Genomic DNA, 17,393 nt, shown 5'->3' with positions numbered 1-17,393 from the left:
GAAAAAACTTACGGGCGAGAAAATGAACCAGATGCAAACCGAACTGCCGGTCCTTAATTCAGAACAACACCGCCTCGCCCGCCGCGATCGCAATTTGCGCATCATCATGCCGACGCTTGCAATCATCATCGCGCTCGGTATCTGGGAAGGCCTGGTGCGCTATTATAATGTGCCGCATTATCTGATCCCGGCCCCGTCGCTCATCGCAGAAACACTGGTGAAAGACGGGCCGTCGCTGATGACGTCCATGTGGTTTACGGTCAAGCTCACGCTGATCTCGCTGCTCTGCGCGATTGTCGGCGGCGTTCTGCTTGGCATGATCTTCGCGCTGTCGCGACCGATTGAAATGGCTTTCTTTCCATTTGCCGTCATTCTTCAGGTAACGCCGGTCATTGCCATTGCACCGCTGATTCTGATCTATGTACGCGATACGTTTTCCGCATTGCTGATCTGTGCATGGATCGTCGCCTTCTTCCCGATCCTGTCAAACACCGTCATCGGTCTGCGTAGTGCGGATCATAATCTGCGCGATCTGTTTAAGCTCTATCGTGCCTCGCCATGGCAGCGTTTGCGCTATCTGCTTGCGCCAAGCGCCCTGCCTTATTTCATGGCAGCGCTCAAGATCGCTGGTGGGCTTTCGCTGATCGGTGCTGTGGTGGCAGAATTTGTTGCAGGCAGCGCCGGCCAAAGCACCGGCCTCGCCTCGCGTATTCTGGAATCGAGCTTCCGCAACGAAATCCCGCGCATGTTTGCTGCACTTTTTCTCGTTTCACTGCTCGGCATCGTGATCTTCCTCATCACAAGCTGGCTGTCGCGCCTTGTCCTTGGACGCTGGCATGAAAGCGAGATCCGTCGTGAACGCTAAGATGTTAATGGGTGTCACAATTGCTGGCATCAGCGGTCACTACGACATCGGGATCGATGGCGGACGCATTGCATCGCTGACGCCTTCACAGACAAAGAATGGCGGCTTTATCACATCGCTTCTCGCTGATGTTCATGTGCATCTCGACAAGACGTTCACCATTGAGCGTATTGCCCAACGGGGTAGTGCCAAGGTCGAATGTCTCTTCGATGCGATCGACCTGATGAACGTTGATCGCGAGAGCTGGAGCGCCGACGATATTCGAGTGCGTGCTACGCGCGGACTTGAAGCAGCTTTTGCGCAAGGCGTTGGTGCCATGCGAACTCATGTCGATTGGACCACACCTGATGTACCGACCGCCTGGCCGGTGCTGAACGAGTTGCGTCAGGAATGGAAAGACCGCATCGATCTTGAGCTTGCCGCTCTTATCCATGGCGACATTGTGCTCGACGCAGGCCCAGCAATTGCCGAGCGCGTGGCAAAAGACGGCGGTGTCCTTGGCGCTTTCTTCTATCGCAATGCTGATCTTGAAGCCAAAATCGAAGAGATGTTTCGTCTTGCCGTGCAGCATGATCTCAAGCTCGACTTCCACGTCGATGAAGGGCTTGAATCGGAGGCCGACGGCTTCTCGCTGATCGTGGCTGCAACCAAACGTCACGAGATGAGCGGACGTGTTCTTTGCGGCCATGCTTGCTCACTATCTCTGCGTTCACCGCAAGAACTAAGCGGCATTCTCGATGCTGCTGCGGATGCGGGAACCGCTCTCGTTTCGCTGCCGACTTCCAATCTCTATCTGCAAGACAGGCTTGGCGGAAAATCGCCGCGCCAGCGTGGTGTAGCGCCGCTTAAAGAAGCACGTCGTGCAGGCATGGACGCCATGCTTGGTTCAGACAATGTGCGCGACGCTTTCTATCCCTATGGCGATTATGATCCGCTTTCGGTTCTGCGCCTCGCAGCCCCGGTCTGCCACGTCGAGCCGGATGAATGGCTCGACAGCATCACCACCCTGCCCGCGCGTTTCATCGGAAGCGACCGCGTACAGGCGCTGTCGGCAGGCGGGACTGCGAATTTTATCTGGCATGACGCTACAGACATTAACGACCTTATCAGCCGTCCGCAGGCGCGTCGCGTCATATGGCGTAATGGTACAAAAATTTAATCGGAGAACCCCATGAATTCTGCCGCACCACAGCGCATCTATGACTGGGTCGCATTTCGCACCGAAATCGAAGGCATCCGCATTTATGACGACCCCAAGCAGGTCGAACTGCGTTCGCGCGATTATTTCTGGTACAGCCCGATCCTGACCGAAGATATCGGCCATTATTTGGGCGATCTCGTCGTTATCCCGAAAGATCAGGATGAAGTGCGCCGTGTGGCAGCGGCTGCAGCCAAGCTTCGCATTCCGATCACCGTTCGCGGTGGCGGCACCGGCAATTACGGCCAATGCGTTCCACTTGAAGGTGGCATTATTCTCGATATGACCAAGATCGACCGCATCATCGCAATTGAATCAGGTAAAGTTCGCGTTGAAGGTGGTGCACGTATTTCGCGCCTCGACGATGCGGTGCGTGAAACGGGGCAGGAATTGCTGATGTATCCATCCACCCGCCGCATCGCCACCATTGGCGGCTTTTTCTCGGGCGGTTCAGGCGGAATCGGTTCGCTGCGTCATGGCATGTTGCGTGATGACGGCAATGTCTTTTCCGTGAAGGTGCTGACGGTTGAGCCAGAGCCGAAGATCATCGAACTGACAGGTCGTGATATCCATAAGGTGCAGCACGCTTATGGCACAAACGGTATCATTCTTGAGCTTGAAATCGGCCTGACGAAGGCAACGGAATGGGTGCACACGGCTGCATTGTTCGATACTTACGAAGCAACGCTGAACTTCTGCCTGAAGGCGCTGGAAAACAACCTCGACTGCTACCTACTGACGACTGTGGATCGCCGTTTTGCGCGCTTCTACACCAAGTTTGGCGAACTCTTCCCATCCGATAAGGATGCCGTTTTCGCGATGATCGCGCCAGAGGAAGTCGCACGTTTTGAGGCGCTTGCAACCGAGTTCGGCGGCAAGGTTTCATTCTCGATGACGCTCGATGAATTGCACAAGGCTGGTCTCCAGCCCGCTTATGAATGTGGCTGGAACCATACAACCCTCCAGGCGCTGAAAGCTGAACCCGGCTGGACCTATTTGCAGGTTGCCTATCCTCGTCCGTTTGATGTGGCGCTGGTCAATCGCCAGATCGAACGCTATGGCGAAACGCAATATATGCATCACGAAATGGCGCGCCTTGAGGGTGAAGTTCAAATTTTTGCCTTACCGCTGGTGCGCTTTGAAGGCCGTGATGAAATGTATCGCCTCATCGAGGAGTTGGAACAGGTCGACGGCTGCGACATCTATGATCCACATGCCTACACAATCGAAGACGGTGGCATGAAGGAAATCGACAATGTTCAGATCGAATTCAAGAAGCAGGCCGATCCTTACGGTCTGCTCAATCCCGGCAAAACTCGCGGCTGGACGACCGACATGGCATTGAAGAATTAAAACAAGGGGAACCAAAATGAAAAAGACACTCGTTGCAGCGCTCGCTGCACTATCCATGGGCCTTTCCGCACAGATGGCCTATGCGCTCGACAAAGTGACGCTCGGCACCAACTGGCTGGCACAGGCAGGTCATGGCGGCTTCTACCAGGCTCTTGCCGACGGCACCTATGAAAAATACGGCCTCGACGTGAAGATCGAAATGGGTGGACCGCAGGTCAACAATCGTCCGATGCTGGCGGCTGGCCGTCTCGATTTTCTTCTGACCGGCAATCTGCTTTTGTCGTTCAACAATGTTGCCAATGGCGTGCCAACCACCGTTGTCGCGGCTTTCTATCAGAAAGACCCGCAGGCGCTGATGGCGCATGAAGGCGAATATAAGGACTTCAAAGACCTCGCCAATGCGCAGACGATCCTGATTTCCAAGGATGGCCAGTTCTCGTTCTGGCCGTGGCTGGTCAAAGATTTCGGCTTCAAGGACGAGCAGCTTCGTCCTTATGGCTATAGCCTGGCTCAGTTCCTCAGCGACAAAAAGACGGTGCAGCAGGCCTATGCCACCGCTGAACCGATCTATGCCGAGAAAGAAGGTGCCAAGGTTGCAACTTTCCTGCTCGCAGATCAGGGTTATAGCACCTATGCCAACACCATCGAAACGCGTCAGGATCTGATCGAAAAGAACCCTGATGTCGTACAGCGTTTTGTGACCGCTTCCATCGAAGGCTGGACCAACTTCCTCTATGGCGACAACAGCAAGGCCTATGAGATGATCCTCAAAGACAATGCTGATATGAGCAAGGAAACGCTCGATGCAGAGCTTGCACGTCTTAAGGACCTCAAGCTCATCGACAGTGGCGACACGCTGGAAAAGGGCATCGGCGCAATCGACATGGACCGGGTCAAGGAGTTCTACGAACTGGCTCGCAAGTCGGGCATCGTCAGCGGTGACGAACTGGACATGACCAAGGTTGCCACCGACGCGTTCGTAAACAAAGGCGCAGGTCTCGACATCAAGAAGCAACTGGGCCAATAAGCGCCTATATTTTAGATAGCGGCTGGCACGTATGACAACAGATGACCAGAATGACGACAACGAACTAACCGGACGAGACAAAGTTCTCGGCCGTAGGCGTCGCATTCAAGGTGCTATTCGCACAGCCGCTATCGATGAGTTTGCGGAAAAAGGACTGGTGGGCGCATCAACGCAAGGGATTGCTCAACGCGCAGGCCTCACCAAGCCGCAGCTTCACTACTATATTTCCAGCAAGGAAGAGCTCTACGAGGACATTATCGTCTTCATCCTTGATGAGTGGGAAGAGATTTTCCTCGGAGCCAGCACCGAGCAGGATCCCGCCAAGGTGATCCGACAATATATTCGCGCAAAACTCGTCTATAGTCAGAAAAACCCCAAAGCCTCCCGGCTATTTACTACCGAGATAGCCAACGGTGCGCCCTATCTCCGCCGTCACTGGGCAAAACACGTCAGTGCGACGCACAATGCGGTAAAGCTCATCCAGTCATGGGTCGATGATGGTCGTATCAAGTCAGTCGATCCGCTGTTGTTTCAAATGCATATATGGGCTGTCACACAACATTATGCTGACTTTGAAACACAAGTGCGCAGCATGATGGAACTGAGCAAGGACGAGCCACTCGATCTTGAACGCATTGAGAAAGAAGTTTCAACACTGTTTCTCCGCGCTTGCGGACTTGAGTGAAAACCTCGCAGAAATATCAGCTTTTCCGTTAAAGCCTAAAAATGTCAAATTCGGCATAAGGCGAGCAAGAATCTGGTTGCATCCATAATAAAACGTGCGTTAAAGTTGCCCACACAAGATTTAGCGACCTCAATGAGTTAGTCCTAATCTTGACAGTATCAGGTCAAGCATCGACCAACCCTTGGCGGGGGGCGATGCATTAAGGAGCAGGTTCTTGGGGAGGAGCCTGCTCCTTTTCATTTTACTAAACATCACAAATACAAAAAGCCCCGGCAAATACCGGGGCTTTATTATATTCATTAGAGCGCATCCCGAAAAGTGTGAAACGGTTTTCGGACAAAGGTGCGCGTTAAAACAGATAATTAGAGCGCCGATCTGATCCAATCAGATCGAAACGCGCTCTAAAGTATTTGCAGCAAAACAGCGAGCGGCTTTGCTTAAAGCATGTCGCGCTCAAATGGATTCCTTTTAACTCCCGCGAACATGCGACAGTTAAAAGAATCTGGAGCGAGCGCTATGGGTGCGATTAAGCGCGACACACTCCAGGATAATGCGTAAGAGTAACTAATTAGAGCGGTTCCAACGATTGTAACTTAACTGGAACCACTCTAACGACCCGCTGTTTATTCAGCCAGCCATTCCTTGATCCGATCAGGATGCTCGGCAATATACTTGTCGACTGCCTTCTCGTAAGATGTTTCCTGCGCTTCAAACATTGCTGTTTCAAGCTCGTTGATCGGAATGCTCATCTTGGTGAGGAAAGCGGCCGCCTTTGGGTTATCTTCCTTGAAGCCCTTACGTGCAATCGCGTCAACGTGTTCTGCGCCGCCCAATGCGCCTTCCGGATCAGCAATATAACGCAGCTTATATTTGCCGAACATCCAGTGCGGGCTCCACGACGTTGCAACAAACCAGCCATCGGAACGGGTTGCGCGGTCGACGGTCGTCAGCATCGCGGCTTCACTGGAAATATTGAGCTTATAGTCCAGCCCGTATTTCTTGATTGCTTCGTCCGAAAGACGGGTCAAACCTGCGCCCGGATCGATGCCTTGAATTTCGCCCTTAAGCTTCTCGCGAACTTCTGGCTTTTTCAGATCTTCAATCGAGCTGATTTCGCTTTCAGGAATATAGTCCGGAACGATCCAGCCAAGCTTTGCGCCTTCATATAGCGGGCCAAGATTTTCGACCTTGTCTTCGACGCGCTTGTAATAATCGGCATGAGTTTCAGGCAGCCAGGCCATCATCATCGCATCGATGTCGCCACGGCTAACGCCCTGATAAAGCGGCGCTACGTCAGTCTGCACCAGCTCCACTTTCTGACCGAGATTGTCCTCGATAAGCTTCGCAGCAAGTTTGGTCACAAATTCTGCGTCAGACCATGGAGCCCAGCCAATTTTGACTGTTTTGCTGTCTTGCGCGAAAGCTGCTCCGGCAGTCATGCTGCCTGCAACTACTGCTGCGAGGCCGAATTTTGTTAGCTTGCCTAACATGGCTTCTCCTTTTCCGATTAACTGTCGTTCCCGTTTATTTGAGCAGTCACAGCAAAGATGAATGCGCAGTAACCGCTCAATCTTTTTGTGTTCACGCATTATCCAACGCAGAAGGCTCATGCACTTTTGTTGGAAATGCTTTGTATTCATACTTCCTGCTTACGGAGCGCAGATGAGGACTGCTCACCTGTCGTCTTTTTCATAAAGGACAGCCTTTTGAAAAAGCCCAACACGCCCCCGGAATTTCCTTTGCCAAAGCTCTGCGTAATGCGGTCGAGAATAACGGCCAAAATGACCACGGCGAGACCGCCCTCAAAACCCTTGCCCACATCAAGACGCTGAATGCCCGTAAGAACCGTGTTCCCAAGACCACCGGCACCAATCATCGATGCGATGACCACCATCGAAAGTGACAGCATGATGGTTTGGTTCATACCCGCCATGATTGATGGCATGGCATTTGGAAGCTGGACCTTGAACAGCAGCTGCCGTGAGGTGCAACCAAATGCCAATCCTGCTTCAACGAACTCCGCATGAACCTGACGGATACCAAGATTGGTTAGACGCACAACCGGCGGCATCGCAAAGATGACGGTTGCAATCGTGCCCGGCACAGCGCCAAGACCAAAAAACATAGCGGCTGGAATGAGATACACGAATGCAGGCATAGTCTGCATGAGATCAAGCACCGGGCGAACAATGGAGGCCACCGCATCGCTGCGGGCCATGGCGATACCAAGCGGAATACCAATCACCACCGCGATAATTGTGGACGCCAGTACCAGCGACAAGCTTTCCATTGTGCCGTTCCACAGCCCCATATGGATGATGAGTGCCAGCGCAAGTGCAGTGAAAATCGCAAACTTCCACCCCACACGCCAAAGCGCGAGCAATGTGAGAATTCCGATACCCGCTACAGGTGGGATGGAAAGAAGTGCATTTTGAATTCCGTCTGTGACGAAACCAATTGTGGCGGCAATCATATCGAGCGCTGGCGTAAAGTGGTCAAGAATGTAGTTGACCACCACGTCTGCCCATCCGCCAATACTAAAATTCAATTCCATATTTTACCGTCCATTTCAGATTTTGTTGCCTCTGGATTGGACCAATCCTATTAATTGTCGGGCTCTTGCCCGGCAGGCATTTGCGCGATGGAATTCAGCCAGCGCGGCCGAGCGTTTCAAGCAGAGCTGATTTACTGATTGCCCCAAGATAGCGGTTGTTCCGGTCTGTCACCGGTACCGGCCATGGGCTTTCAGCAACACGCATTAGAAGTCCGGAGAGTGGCGCATCAGCCTGAATGGCAGCTGCACTGTCGAGTTGATCATCGCCCGGTTTGAAACTTCCACTGGCAAGAGCATCACGGGTAACGACGCCGCGATAAATTCTGTCAGCGTCAAGCAGGACACCATATGTCTGTCCGCTCGCATCAAGGCGCTCTAATGCCGAAGCCAACTGTGCTGGATCGAACATGATCAGCTCGTCATCCCGAGCGACATCCGACGCCTTGAAAACGCGCGAAACATCAACATTGCGGAAGAATGAGCGGACGTAATCATTGGCAGGTGAAGAAACGATTTCGTTCGGCGTTCCAACCTGAACAACCTTGCCGTGCTGCATGATGCAGATACGGTCGCCTATTCGCATTGCCTCGTCGAGATCGTGACTCACGAAAATGATTGTACGGCTGTTTTCGGCCTGAAGGCGTTTCAGCTCATCCTGCATCTCCGTGCGGATCAAAGGATCGAGCGCGGAAAAAGCTTCGTCCATAAGCAGGATTGTTGGCTCACTCGCCAGCGCTCTCGCGAGGCCGACACGTTGCTTCATGCCGCCTGAAAGCTGATCTGGCATACTATTGGCATAGGGTTCGAGCCCCACAGCGGCCAGCGCTTTCAATGCTTTCTCGTGGCGCTCGGCTTCACCCATTCCAGCCACTTCAAGACCGAAAGAGGCGTTGTTCAACACCGTGCGATTGGGAAGCAGCGCAAAAGACTGAAACACCATGCTCATGTCACGGCGGCGAAGATCGATCAGCTCGCGCTTTGACATTTTGACAATGTCACGACCATCCACTTCGATGGAACCGGCCGTCGGTTCGATAAGGCGATTGAGCAGGCGCAGAAGTGTAGATTTACCTGAGCCTGAGAGGCCCATGATGACGAATACTTCGCCTTCTTTAATATCGAAGGTCGCGTCATCTACGCCGATTGTGGCGCCATGATCACTGTGAATCTGGGCCTTTGATTTGCCTGCACGCAATTCCTGCATTGCGCGCTCCGGATCGTCGCCGAAGACTTTAAACACGCCACTCAAGCTTATCTTTGTCTTAGCAGGCGACTTCATACTATCTTCCTTGTATAAAATACCATGCATTATGCTTAACCCCGCTGTGCTGGCGGGTTTAATCTCCTTTTTAACATCATTATTTCTTCATTCTTGCGCGAATTGGACATGCGCAACTTGCAGGCAGCGAACGACCCGCAGAGAATGATTAGCGATTGGTGTGACGTATTTATATAGACCATTTCCCGACATGTCCACCCACAGTCATGGATTCATCTCTGCGCGACCCGTCCCCTTGTTTGTTTTTGATGGGTTGCGCGACGAAATATGCGGACTAACCGACACATCCGATTATCAGAAATAATCGGCCAGCCTACCAACAATAGTAATCCTGTGAAAGCGCTGCACACGAGCGAGCTGCGACAAATATGCAATTAGCTGCGACATGAGGCAATTTAGTATTCGTAGAATATAATTTTGCTTAATTGCAGTAAATTTGTGTGATTATACTTTTGCCTTATCTGGTGCCACTTGCCATAAAAATGGGCGCTGATCAAGCAATCCGCGCCCATAAAATTCTCACATCGAAACCAGTCTAAATTAGCTATTAACCATATATCCAATGAAGCCCGTTATACGCCAACGTTCAGCGTGCCGACGGCAAAAATAAAGTGTCTGCCAATCCAGCCGATCATGTGTTCCGTCGGCCTTTGCGATCGTTCCATCGAACTTTTTGCGCGCGATAGCAATGTCGCCATTGATGTCAATAACGCTAAGATTCGTTGCACGAAACACGCCATCAGCCAAAGATTCGGCATATTCGGTAGCTGCACTATCGGCAGCCTGGCGTAACCATTCATCACGATAGGCGGTCAAAGTTGGAAACGCAGCATCCCATTTGTCAGGATTAGCTTCTCCATGGGCATGAATGCCCAGGAACCGCGGCTCATCAAAATCATCGGCAACAAGCGCCCAGTTTTGGCCGACAAACGCCTCGATATCGCGGCGAACGAGCATTTCCCAAATCTGCTCACGATCCTTGTCGCCGGCAAATGGATTGATGGCTTCTTTCATACTGGCCCCTTTATTAATTCAGCTTTCCACGTGCAGCTACCGGCAAGATGTCGATAACATCGTCGCCTGATATGAGATGCACTTCATCAAAGAGATTGGATACAACGCACACATGGTCGGGAATGACCCGCACCTTGTCACCCACTTTCAGCCCGGCAATATCGCCCTTGAGCGTGCCGTGTTCTTCACTCAGGCCTGTGACACGCGCATCTGGCCTCCCGGCCAGTTCTCCGAAATCGGCAAGTCCCAAGGTGTCGCTCGAAAGCGACTTGGAACCGGCATCAATTATTGCACGGTCGAGTGTTGGATGGCTGACGATCGTTGAAAGCACAGTCAATGCACAGTCATCGAGCGTTGCTGCCCCCTGCCCGACTTGATAACGATCGAAATAAATATAGGTGCCGGGCCGATATTCGGTGACCACGCTTTCTTTCGGAGAACGCCACATATCCGGCGTGCCGCCGCTTGAAATGGTTTCACATTGGAGGCCGTTCGCAGCGAGCAGATTACGTGCCTCAACAAGCCATTGTTCAGCTTGTTCGGCTTTGCCCGTCGCTGGATACGTCATCAACCCACCAAACTTGAGCCCCTTGCTCTGATCGATATGGCGCGCGAGTTCCAGCGCCTCTTCTGGCGTCTGAACACCACAGCGCCCCATACCAGTGTCGCATTCTACCAACACAGTGAGCGGGCGCCCTTCATTGGTGAAACGCTTTTCCAGTCCGTCAAGGCTCGTGGCATTATCGACCGTGACAGAAATCGTAATGCGCTGATGGAGAGAATAAAGTCTCTCGAGCTTTTCCTTACCGAGAATATTGTATGGCAGAAAAATATCGATAATTCCCGCATCGGCCATAACTTCGGCCTCGCCAAGCTTCTGACACGTAATCCCTACAGCACCTGCCTCAATCTGGCGGCGCGCAAAGAACGGCAGTTTATGCGTTTTGATGTGCGGGCGAAGTTTTACGCCAATAGCGTCGGCGTGAGCTTGCGCTTTCTTGATGTTGGCCTGGACACGATTAACATCAATCAGAACCGCAGGCGTATCGATTTCATAGACAGTTTTAGGCCGTGTCATTGGTCAGTCTCCCATCAGTCACTCATCAGTCACCCAGGGGCAAGCGCGGATCATCAATCTTGAGTGTGTTTAAACTGTGCTTGATACGACGCAGACTCTCAAGCACCTTCGGCCCATGAACTTCAGCCGTTGCAGTTGCAATCATGTCCAGTATTGCCATCAAGGCAAATCGCGACGATGTCGGCTTATACAAATTACCATCTTCATCGGCTTGAAACGGAATGACGGTATTGGCAGCTTTTGCGAGATCAGATCCTTGTGCGGTGATAGCCACAGTTTCCGCACCATATTGCCGGGCAACCAAAATCGCCTCGACCACAGAGCGGGCATAACCAGAAACCGAAAATGCAATCACCGTCGTCTCACGCGTTGCCACCGCCGCATACATGCGCTGCAACTGACCATCCACCTGCGCTAGAACCGGAATGCCAAGTCGAAACAGCCGATTTTGCAACTCTGTCGCCATCATGGAAGAAATGCCACCCGAGCCCACGCAAAGGACCGAGCCCGAAACGGCAATCCGTTCGGCAATTTTCATGACGACAGACATGTCGAGATTATCGCTGGCACGATGAATAGCCGCAACTGCGGCATCTGTAACAGCAGAGGCAATCCGCGCCTCGCGAATATCGCGAGCGGGCGCTTCCGCCGTCAGGTACTGACCACCAATTGCCAGCGCTTGCGCCAGGAAAAACTTGAAACCGCGTACGCCATCGCAGCCCAACCCGCGACAAAACCGCGTGACTGTGGGCTCACTTACTTCCGCACGCGCCGCTATTTCAGATATAGCAGCTTTGGATGCGTAATCAGGATCAGACAACACCAATGCAGCCAGTCGGCGGTCAGATTTTGACCCTTCCTGTGCTGCGGCATGAAGCCTTGTGATGATGTCTGCAACCTTGCTCATGCGAATTCTACAGCGGCAAACCGCTTTCCTTATCAAAGAGATGGATGTGTTCAGGCTTTGCCGTTACAGGGACTCGCTCTCCCGGTGCAAGGTGAATACGCTCGCGGAATACTGCCCGCACAGCTTCACCGGCAATTTTCCCATAAACATGGGTTTCCGGCCCCGTGGGTTCGACGACCTCAATAGCAAGCGTAAGCCCCTCGCCGTCTTTCGCGACAATGAAATTTTCCGGCCTGATACCGAGTTCCGCACCGCGCTCTGACGTCGTACGGCCCGGCGTAGCAATCTCTTCGCCGTCAGTTGTGCGGAACCTACCACCCTCAATCACAGCACCGGGGATAAAGCTCATCGAAGGTGAGCCGATAAATCCAGCTACAAACTTGTTGGCAGGCCGGTCATATAACTCCAGCGGCGCACCGATCTGCTGAATCTTGCCCTGATTCATAACCACGATGCGGTCGGCCATGGTCATGGCTTCAATCTGATCGTGCGTCACATAGATTACAGTTGATTTCAGCCGATGATGCAGTGCCTTGATTTCAGTGCGCATCTGAACACGAAGCTGTGCATCCAGATTGGACAAGGGTTCGTCGAACAGGAACACTGACGGTTCGCGTACAATTGCCCTGCCCATCGCAACACGCTGACGCTGCCCGCCGGAAAGCTGGCGCGGATAGCGATCGAGATAAGAATGCAGATTGAGAATCGATGCGGCTTTATCCACCTTTGTCGCCGTGGTCGAGCTATCCTCACCCCGAATGCGTGGACCAAAACCGATATTTTCGCGCGCCGTCATATGCGGAAACAGCGCATAAGACTGAAACACCATCGCGATATTGCGTTTTTGCGGTGGCAATTCATTGGCGCGTTCGCCACCAATGATCAAATCGCCACCGGAAATTGGCTCCAGTCCCGCGACCATACGTAAAAGTGTGGATTTACCACAGCCGGACGGACCAACGAGGACGAGAAATTCGCCATCCTCAATCTCCAGATCAACGCGATCCAGAACATTCATCTGTCCGAAAGATTTGGTAATTCCACGCAGGGAAACATTTTTCATCACTCAGTTCCCACCTAAGATATCTTCAATAAAAGGTCTGCAACCGGCCATGAGTCCGGCATCGACCGGCAGAATTGTGCCGGTTATGCCGGACGCCCGGTTAGATGCGAGAAAGGCAACCGCTTCGGCCACCTCATTAACGTTGACAATACGTCCCAGCGGATAAAGGCGCTTGAGCTTGTCGAGAATAGCGGGGTCTTTCGCGATGCGATGATCCCATGCAGGCGTATGAATAGAGCCGGGGCATACAACATTGGCACGCAATCCCTGTTGCCCATATTCAACCGCGAGAGCGCGCGCAAAAGCGTTGATACCGGCCTTGGCCGCCGCATAGGCTGGATTGCCGAAATGCGAAAGTGCGTTAACCGATGATATAAAGACAAAAGCCCCACAGCCGTTAGCCGCCATCTTCTGTGCAAGCGCTGTAGAAAATGAACAGACCCCAGTCAGATTGAGATCAATCTCCTGGTTGATTCGCGCCTGATCAAGCTCTTCAAATGATTCCGCTCGGGTCCATCCGGCATTATTGATAACAATATCAGGCACGCCGTCGGCATCTGTAATGGTGTTTACGGCAGACTGCAGCGAATTGCGGTCAAGCAGGTCAAATACATGACGACTGTAAAAATTATCAGCCTGCATGACTTCCAGACTGGAATCACAGCCTATAATTTTCGCTCCGCGCGATGAAAACATTTTCACAAGCGCTGTGCCGACACCGCCCCCGGCGCCGGTAATCAATACGGATTTTCCGGCAAATTCGCCTGAATGCTCCACTCTCTTCCCCTTTAAAAGCACTTTTCGCGCATACTTATTCAGACCAGCCTAAAAGTGAAAATGTAAGTTTGCAACAAAACTTTTTACTTGAAAGCGCAAAATTTGCCGATAATGTAAGAAAATAACAAAAATCAAGACGTCTTCACATGAAGCATGGGCAAACAAGGGAACGGGAAAATGTCTATCAATAAATGGAAGGCCGGCCTTTTGGCTGGATTGAGCATTCTGGCAATTGGTTCAGCTGCACAGGCTGGCGAAGTGCGTATGACGGTCGCTGAATACAGCTCAAAGACCGGCCCATACTTTGAAGAAGTAAAGAAGGCTTTCGAAGCCGAGAACCCAGGCATCACGCTCAAGTTCGAGATCGTGCCATGGGATGTACTTCTTCAGAAACTGACCACCGACATTTCAGCTGGCACCAATGCCGATCTTTCGATCATTGGCACGCGCTGGCTGATCGACTTCGTACAGCAGGGCATCGCAGAGCCACTTGATGGCTATATGGACGATGCATTCAAGGGACGTTTCATCGAAACATTCCTGTCGCCTTCGGTGCTGGAAGACAAGACATACGGCCTGCCGATCGCTGCATCGGCTCGCGCTATGTACTACAACAAAGACCTGCTCGAAAAGGCTGGCGTCGCCAATCCACCAGCAAACTGGGATGAGGTAAAGGCCGCAGCAGAGAAGATCAAGGCACTTGGCGGTGAGAATTACGGTTTCGGTCTACAGGGCAAAGAAATCGAAACTGACGTTTATTACTATTATGCGATGTGGTCGCAGGGTGCAGAAATCCTCAACAAGGATGGCACTTCTGGATTGAGTACACCGGGTGCGCTTGAAGCTGCCAAGCTCTACAAGTCGATGATCGATGGTGGTCTTACCCAGCCGGGCGTTACGTCCTATGCGCGTGAAGATGTTCAGAACCTCTTCAAGCAGGGCAAGGTCGGCATGATGATCACTGCGCCGTTCCTGTCGAACCAGATCAAAGAAGAAGCACCAAATCTGAAATATGGTGTGACTGCAATTCCTGCTGGTCCAACGGGCGCACGTGGTACTTATGGCGTAACGGACTCCGTTATCATGTTCCAGAACTCGAAGAACAAGGAAGAGGCCTGGAAGGTTCTCGACTTCCTGTTCCAGACAGAATGGCGCGCCAAGTTCACACAGGGTGAAGGCTTCCTTCCTGTGAACAAGGAAGAAGCGAAGATGGATTATTACGTCAATAATGCCGATCTCGCTGCTTTCACTGCCTTGCTCCCTGATGCGCGCTTTGCGCCAATCATTCCGGGCTGGGAAGAAATCGCCGATATTACGTCCAATGCGATGCAGAGCATCTATCTTGGTCAAGGCGAACCGGAAGCTGTTCTTAAGGAAGCTGCCGCTAAGGCGGATGCAATCCTGAAGAAGTAATCCCATCACCCCGGCAGCGGACGGAAACTGTAGACAGTTTAAACTGTTCTGCTGCCGGGTCCCTTTTCTTCCGTGGAATTTTTGGCCGATGCAAAATCGCACCCTGCCCTATTTTCTGATCCTGCCAAGCCTGCTGCTGGCTGCGGTAGTGATCTTCTGGCCGGTCGTGCATCTCTTTGAGATTGCCACGCATGATGTAAACCGTTTCGGGCAATTACGCGATTTCAACGATGGTGCAAACTTCTCAGCCCTTTTCGCGTCACCGGATTTTCTGAACGCATTGTGGCGAACAGCCGTTTGGACCGTAGCCGTTGTCGGTGGTGCGCTTGTCGTTTCCATACCGGTCGCGATCATCCTGAATATGGATTTTTACGGTCGGTCCGTCGCGCGCGTCATTGTTATGCTGCCGTGGGCCGTCTCTTTGACTATGACAGCCATCGTCTGGCGTTGGGCGCTGAACGGTGAAAGCGGCATGCTTAACTCGGCATTGCGCAATCTCGGTATCATTGACAGCAACATCCAATGGCTGGCCAGTGCCACAACAGCCTTTCCGATGCAGATACTTGTCGGCATTCTGGTCACTGTACCGTTCACAACAACAATCTTTCTTGGTGGCCTTTCCTCCATTCCAGACGATCTTTATGAAGCGTCGTCGTTGGAAGGTGCCAGCCTCTGGCAGCAATTTCGTGAAATCACCTTGCCGTTGCTCAAGCCTTTCGTGAACATCGCAATCGTTCTAAACACGATCTATGTGTTCAACTCATTCCCGATCATCTGGGTCATGACGCAGGGTGGACCGGCAAACACGACCGATATTCTTGTGACCCATCTTTACAAGCTGGCTTTCAGGCTCGGAAAACTCGGTGAAGCTTCGGCTGTCTCGCTGATCATGCTCGCCATTCTTCTGGTTTTCACAGCCATCTATATCCGGCTATCCATGCGGAGCGAACGCACATGATCGCATCCAAAGTCAAACGCACCATCCTCGCCTGGATTATCCTCGCGCCGCTGATCGTGCTGACGCTGTTTCCCTTTGCGGTCATGTTTTTGACTGCCGTGAAACCGCCACAGGAAGTGCTCTCGCCAACATGGTGGCCAAGCGAATTCCGCTGGCAGAATTTTTCTGAAATGTGGGTACGCACTGGCTTCGGCAACGCATTGCTGAACTCGTTTTATGTGTCGGTCATCGCATCGGTTGGCGCGATCATCGTGTCTATCCCGGCTGCCTATGCGATGTCGCGTTTTCACTTTGCAGGTCATGGTGCGTTCCGTCAGTTCCTGCTTGTCTCACAGATGATTTCGCCGATCGTTCTGGTGCTGGGCCTGTTCCGTCTGCTTGCAGCTTACGGATTGATCGAGAGCGTCTCGGCGGTTGGCGCGATTTACATGGCCTTTAACATCGCCTTCACCGTCTGGATGTTGCAAAGCTATTTCGACACCATTCCCAAGGACCTTGAAGAAGCCTCCTGGATGGAAGGTGCTGGCCGCTTCAAAACGCTCGTCAAAGTGTTTCTGCCGCTCTGCATACCTGCCATCGCCGTAACCGCGATCTTCACTTTCATCAATGCATGGAACGAATTCGTGGTGGCTCTGACCATGTTGCGCAGTCAGGACAGTTACACGCTTCCAATCCAGGTTTTCTCGCTGGTGGCAGGCCGATACACCGTTGAATGGCACTATGTCATGGCCGCAACGCTTGTCGCCACTCTACCCGTCGCGATCCTATTCATATGGCTGCAGCGTTACCTCATCAAAGGTCTTTCGCTCGGCGCTGTAAAATAAGCGGAGTTCAACATGCCCAAGAAACAGGCATTCGGCGCATCACATGTGCCGCTATCCCCCGCCGTGCGTGCTGGCGACACCGTCTATATTTCCGGTCAGGTGCCAATGGGCGCAAATGGCAGAATTGTCGAGGGTGGGATCGAAGCGCAAACCGCGCAAGTGCTCGAAAATGTCAAAGCAGCGCTGGCCCTTGCAGGGGCCAGCATGGAAGACGTCGTCAAAACGACCATCTGGCTCGAAGATGCGCGTGATTTTGGGCGTATGAATGCGGTTTACGCGACGTATTTTCCGAAAGATCCTCCTGCACGCACAACGGTCGAATCCCGTCTGATGATTGACATCAAGATCGAGATCGAAGCCATCGCCTACGCACCGCAAAAATAGCCCGGGCAGACAAT

17 protein-coding genes are annotated in these 17,393 nt (G+C 52.4%); 9 read left to right on the top strand and 8 right to left on the bottom strand.

Annotated elements, in window-relative coordinates:
- Positions 1-22: 22 nt before the first annotated feature.
- From OIV19_RS03690 to OIV19_RS03670, 5 genes are read left to right on the top strand one after another with little or no spacing between them, the layout of a single operon-like run.
- Positions 23-865 (top strand): ABC transporter permease, encoded by an 843-nt coding sequence (locus OIV19_RS03690; RefSeq protein ID WP_264230717.1) that lies wholly within the window; start codon positions 23-25, stop codon positions 863-865.
- Positions 837-2,024 (top strand): amidohydrolase family protein, encoded by a 1,188-nt coding sequence (locus tag OIV19_RS03685; protein WP_264230716.1) that lies wholly within the window; start codon positions 837-839, stop codon positions 2,022-2,024. Before OIV19_RS03690 ends, OIV19_RS03685 begins: the two co-directional genes overlap by 29 nt.
- Before the next feature lie 12 nt (positions 2,025-2,036).
- A complete protein-coding gene (locus OIV19_RS03680; protein WP_264230715.1) occupies positions 2,037-3,416 on the top strand; it encodes an FAD-binding oxidoreductase in 1,380 nt (459 codons plus the stop codon).
- Positions 3,417-3,432: 16 nt separating this feature from the next.
- Complete coding sequence (locus tag OIV19_RS03675) at positions 3,433-4,443, top strand: ABC transporter substrate-binding protein (protein ID WP_264230714.1); 1,011 nt, start codon at positions 3,433-3,435, stop codon at positions 4,441-4,443.
- A gap of 31 nt (positions 4,444-4,474) precedes the next feature.
- The gene (locus tag OIV19_RS03670) at positions 4,475-5,128 is read left to right on the top strand and encodes a TetR family transcriptional regulator C-terminal domain-containing protein (protein ID WP_151092034.1); all 654 of its coding nucleotides are present in this window, start codon (positions 4,475-4,477) and stop codon (positions 5,126-5,128) included.
- 623 nt (positions 5,129-5,751) lie between these two features.
- Here OIV19_RS03670 and OIV19_RS03665 read toward each other — a convergent pair.
- The 8 genes from OIV19_RS03665 to OIV19_RS03630 form a co-directional block, all read right to left on the bottom strand.
- A complete protein-coding gene (locus OIV19_RS03665) occupies positions 5,752-6,618 on the bottom strand; it encodes a glycine betaine ABC transporter substrate-binding protein (protein ID WP_151092032.1) in 867 nt (288 codons plus the stop codon).
- 146 nt (positions 6,619-6,764) lie between these two features.
- Positions 6,765-7,682 carry an ABC transporter permease gene (locus tag OIV19_RS03660; protein ID WP_264230713.1) on the bottom strand — a complete coding sequence of 306 codons (918 nt, stop codon included), beginning with the start codon at positions 7,680-7,682 and terminating at the stop codon, positions 6,765-6,767.
- A 94-nt stretch (positions 7,683-7,776) separates the two neighbouring features.
- Positions 7,777-8,961 carry a glycine betaine/L-proline ABC transporter ATP-binding protein ProV gene (gene proV / locus OIV19_RS03655; RefSeq protein WP_151092028.1) on the bottom strand — a complete coding sequence of 395 codons (1,185 nt, stop codon included), beginning with the start codon at positions 8,959-8,961 and terminating at the stop codon, positions 7,777-7,779.
- Positions 8,962-9,501: 540 nt separating this feature from the next.
- Positions 9,502-9,975 carry a hypothetical protein gene (locus OIV19_RS03650; RefSeq protein ID WP_151092026.1) on the bottom strand — a complete coding sequence of 158 codons (474 nt, stop codon included), beginning with the start codon at positions 9,973-9,975 and terminating at the stop codon, positions 9,502-9,504.
- A gap of 13 nt (positions 9,976-9,988) precedes the next feature.
- Positions 9,989-11,053: a D-TA family PLP-dependent enzyme gene (locus OIV19_RS03645; protein ID WP_264230712.1), complete on the bottom strand. Its 1,065-nt coding sequence runs from the start codon at positions 11,051-11,053 to the stop codon at positions 9,989-9,991.
- A gap of 25 nt (positions 11,054-11,078) precedes the next feature.
- Entirely contained in the window at positions 11,079-11,960 is an 882-nt protein-coding gene (locus tag OIV19_RS03640) for a MurR/RpiR family transcriptional regulator (RefSeq protein ID WP_264230711.1), read from the bottom strand.
- A 7-nt stretch (positions 11,961-11,967) separates the two neighbouring features.
- Positions 11,968-13,023, bottom strand: coding sequence for an ABC transporter ATP-binding protein (locus OIV19_RS03635; protein ID WP_151092020.1), 1,056 nt, complete (start codon positions 13,021-13,023; stop codon positions 11,968-11,970).
- A gap of 3 nt (positions 13,024-13,026) precedes the next feature.
- Entirely contained in the window at positions 13,027-13,800 is a 774-nt protein-coding gene (locus OIV19_RS03630; protein WP_151092018.1) for an SDR family oxidoreductase, read from the bottom strand.
- 177 nt (positions 13,801-13,977) lie between these two features.
- Between OIV19_RS03630 and OIV19_RS03625 the strand changes: the two genes are divergently transcribed.
- The 4 genes from OIV19_RS03625 (at position 13,978) to OIV19_RS03610 (ending at position 17,379) form a co-directional block, all read left to right on the top strand.
- On the top strand, positions 13,978-15,213 hold the full coding sequence (locus tag OIV19_RS03625) for an ABC transporter substrate-binding protein (RefSeq protein WP_151092016.1): 1,236 nt from the start codon (positions 13,978-13,980) through the stop codon (positions 15,211-15,213).
- Between the two features lie 88 nt (positions 15,214-15,301).
- Positions 15,302-16,171 carry a carbohydrate ABC transporter permease gene (locus OIV19_RS03620; protein ID WP_151092014.1) on the top strand — a complete coding sequence of 290 codons (870 nt, stop codon included), beginning with the start codon at positions 15,302-15,304 and terminating at the stop codon, positions 16,169-16,171.
- On the top strand, positions 16,168-16,995 hold the full coding sequence (locus OIV19_RS03615) for a carbohydrate ABC transporter permease (protein ID WP_191793300.1): 828 nt from the start codon (positions 16,168-16,170) through the stop codon (positions 16,993-16,995). The genes OIV19_RS03620 and OIV19_RS03615 overlap by 4 nt, the downstream gene beginning before the upstream one ends.
- Positions 16,996-17,007: 12 nt before the next feature.
- The gene (locus OIV19_RS03610; protein ID WP_264230710.1) at positions 17,008-17,379 is read left to right on the top strand and encodes a RidA family protein; all 372 of its coding nucleotides are present in this window, start codon (positions 17,008-17,010) and stop codon (positions 17,377-17,379) included.
- Positions 17,380-17,393 lie beyond the last annotated feature (14 nt).

The sequence above is a fragment of the Brucella sp. HL-2 genome, assembly GCF_025846885.2.
GTDB lineage: Bacteria > Pseudomonadota > Alphaproteobacteria > Rhizobiales > Rhizobiaceae > Brucella > Brucella quorumnocens.
This window is presented reverse-complemented; position numbering and strand designations above follow the sequence as displayed.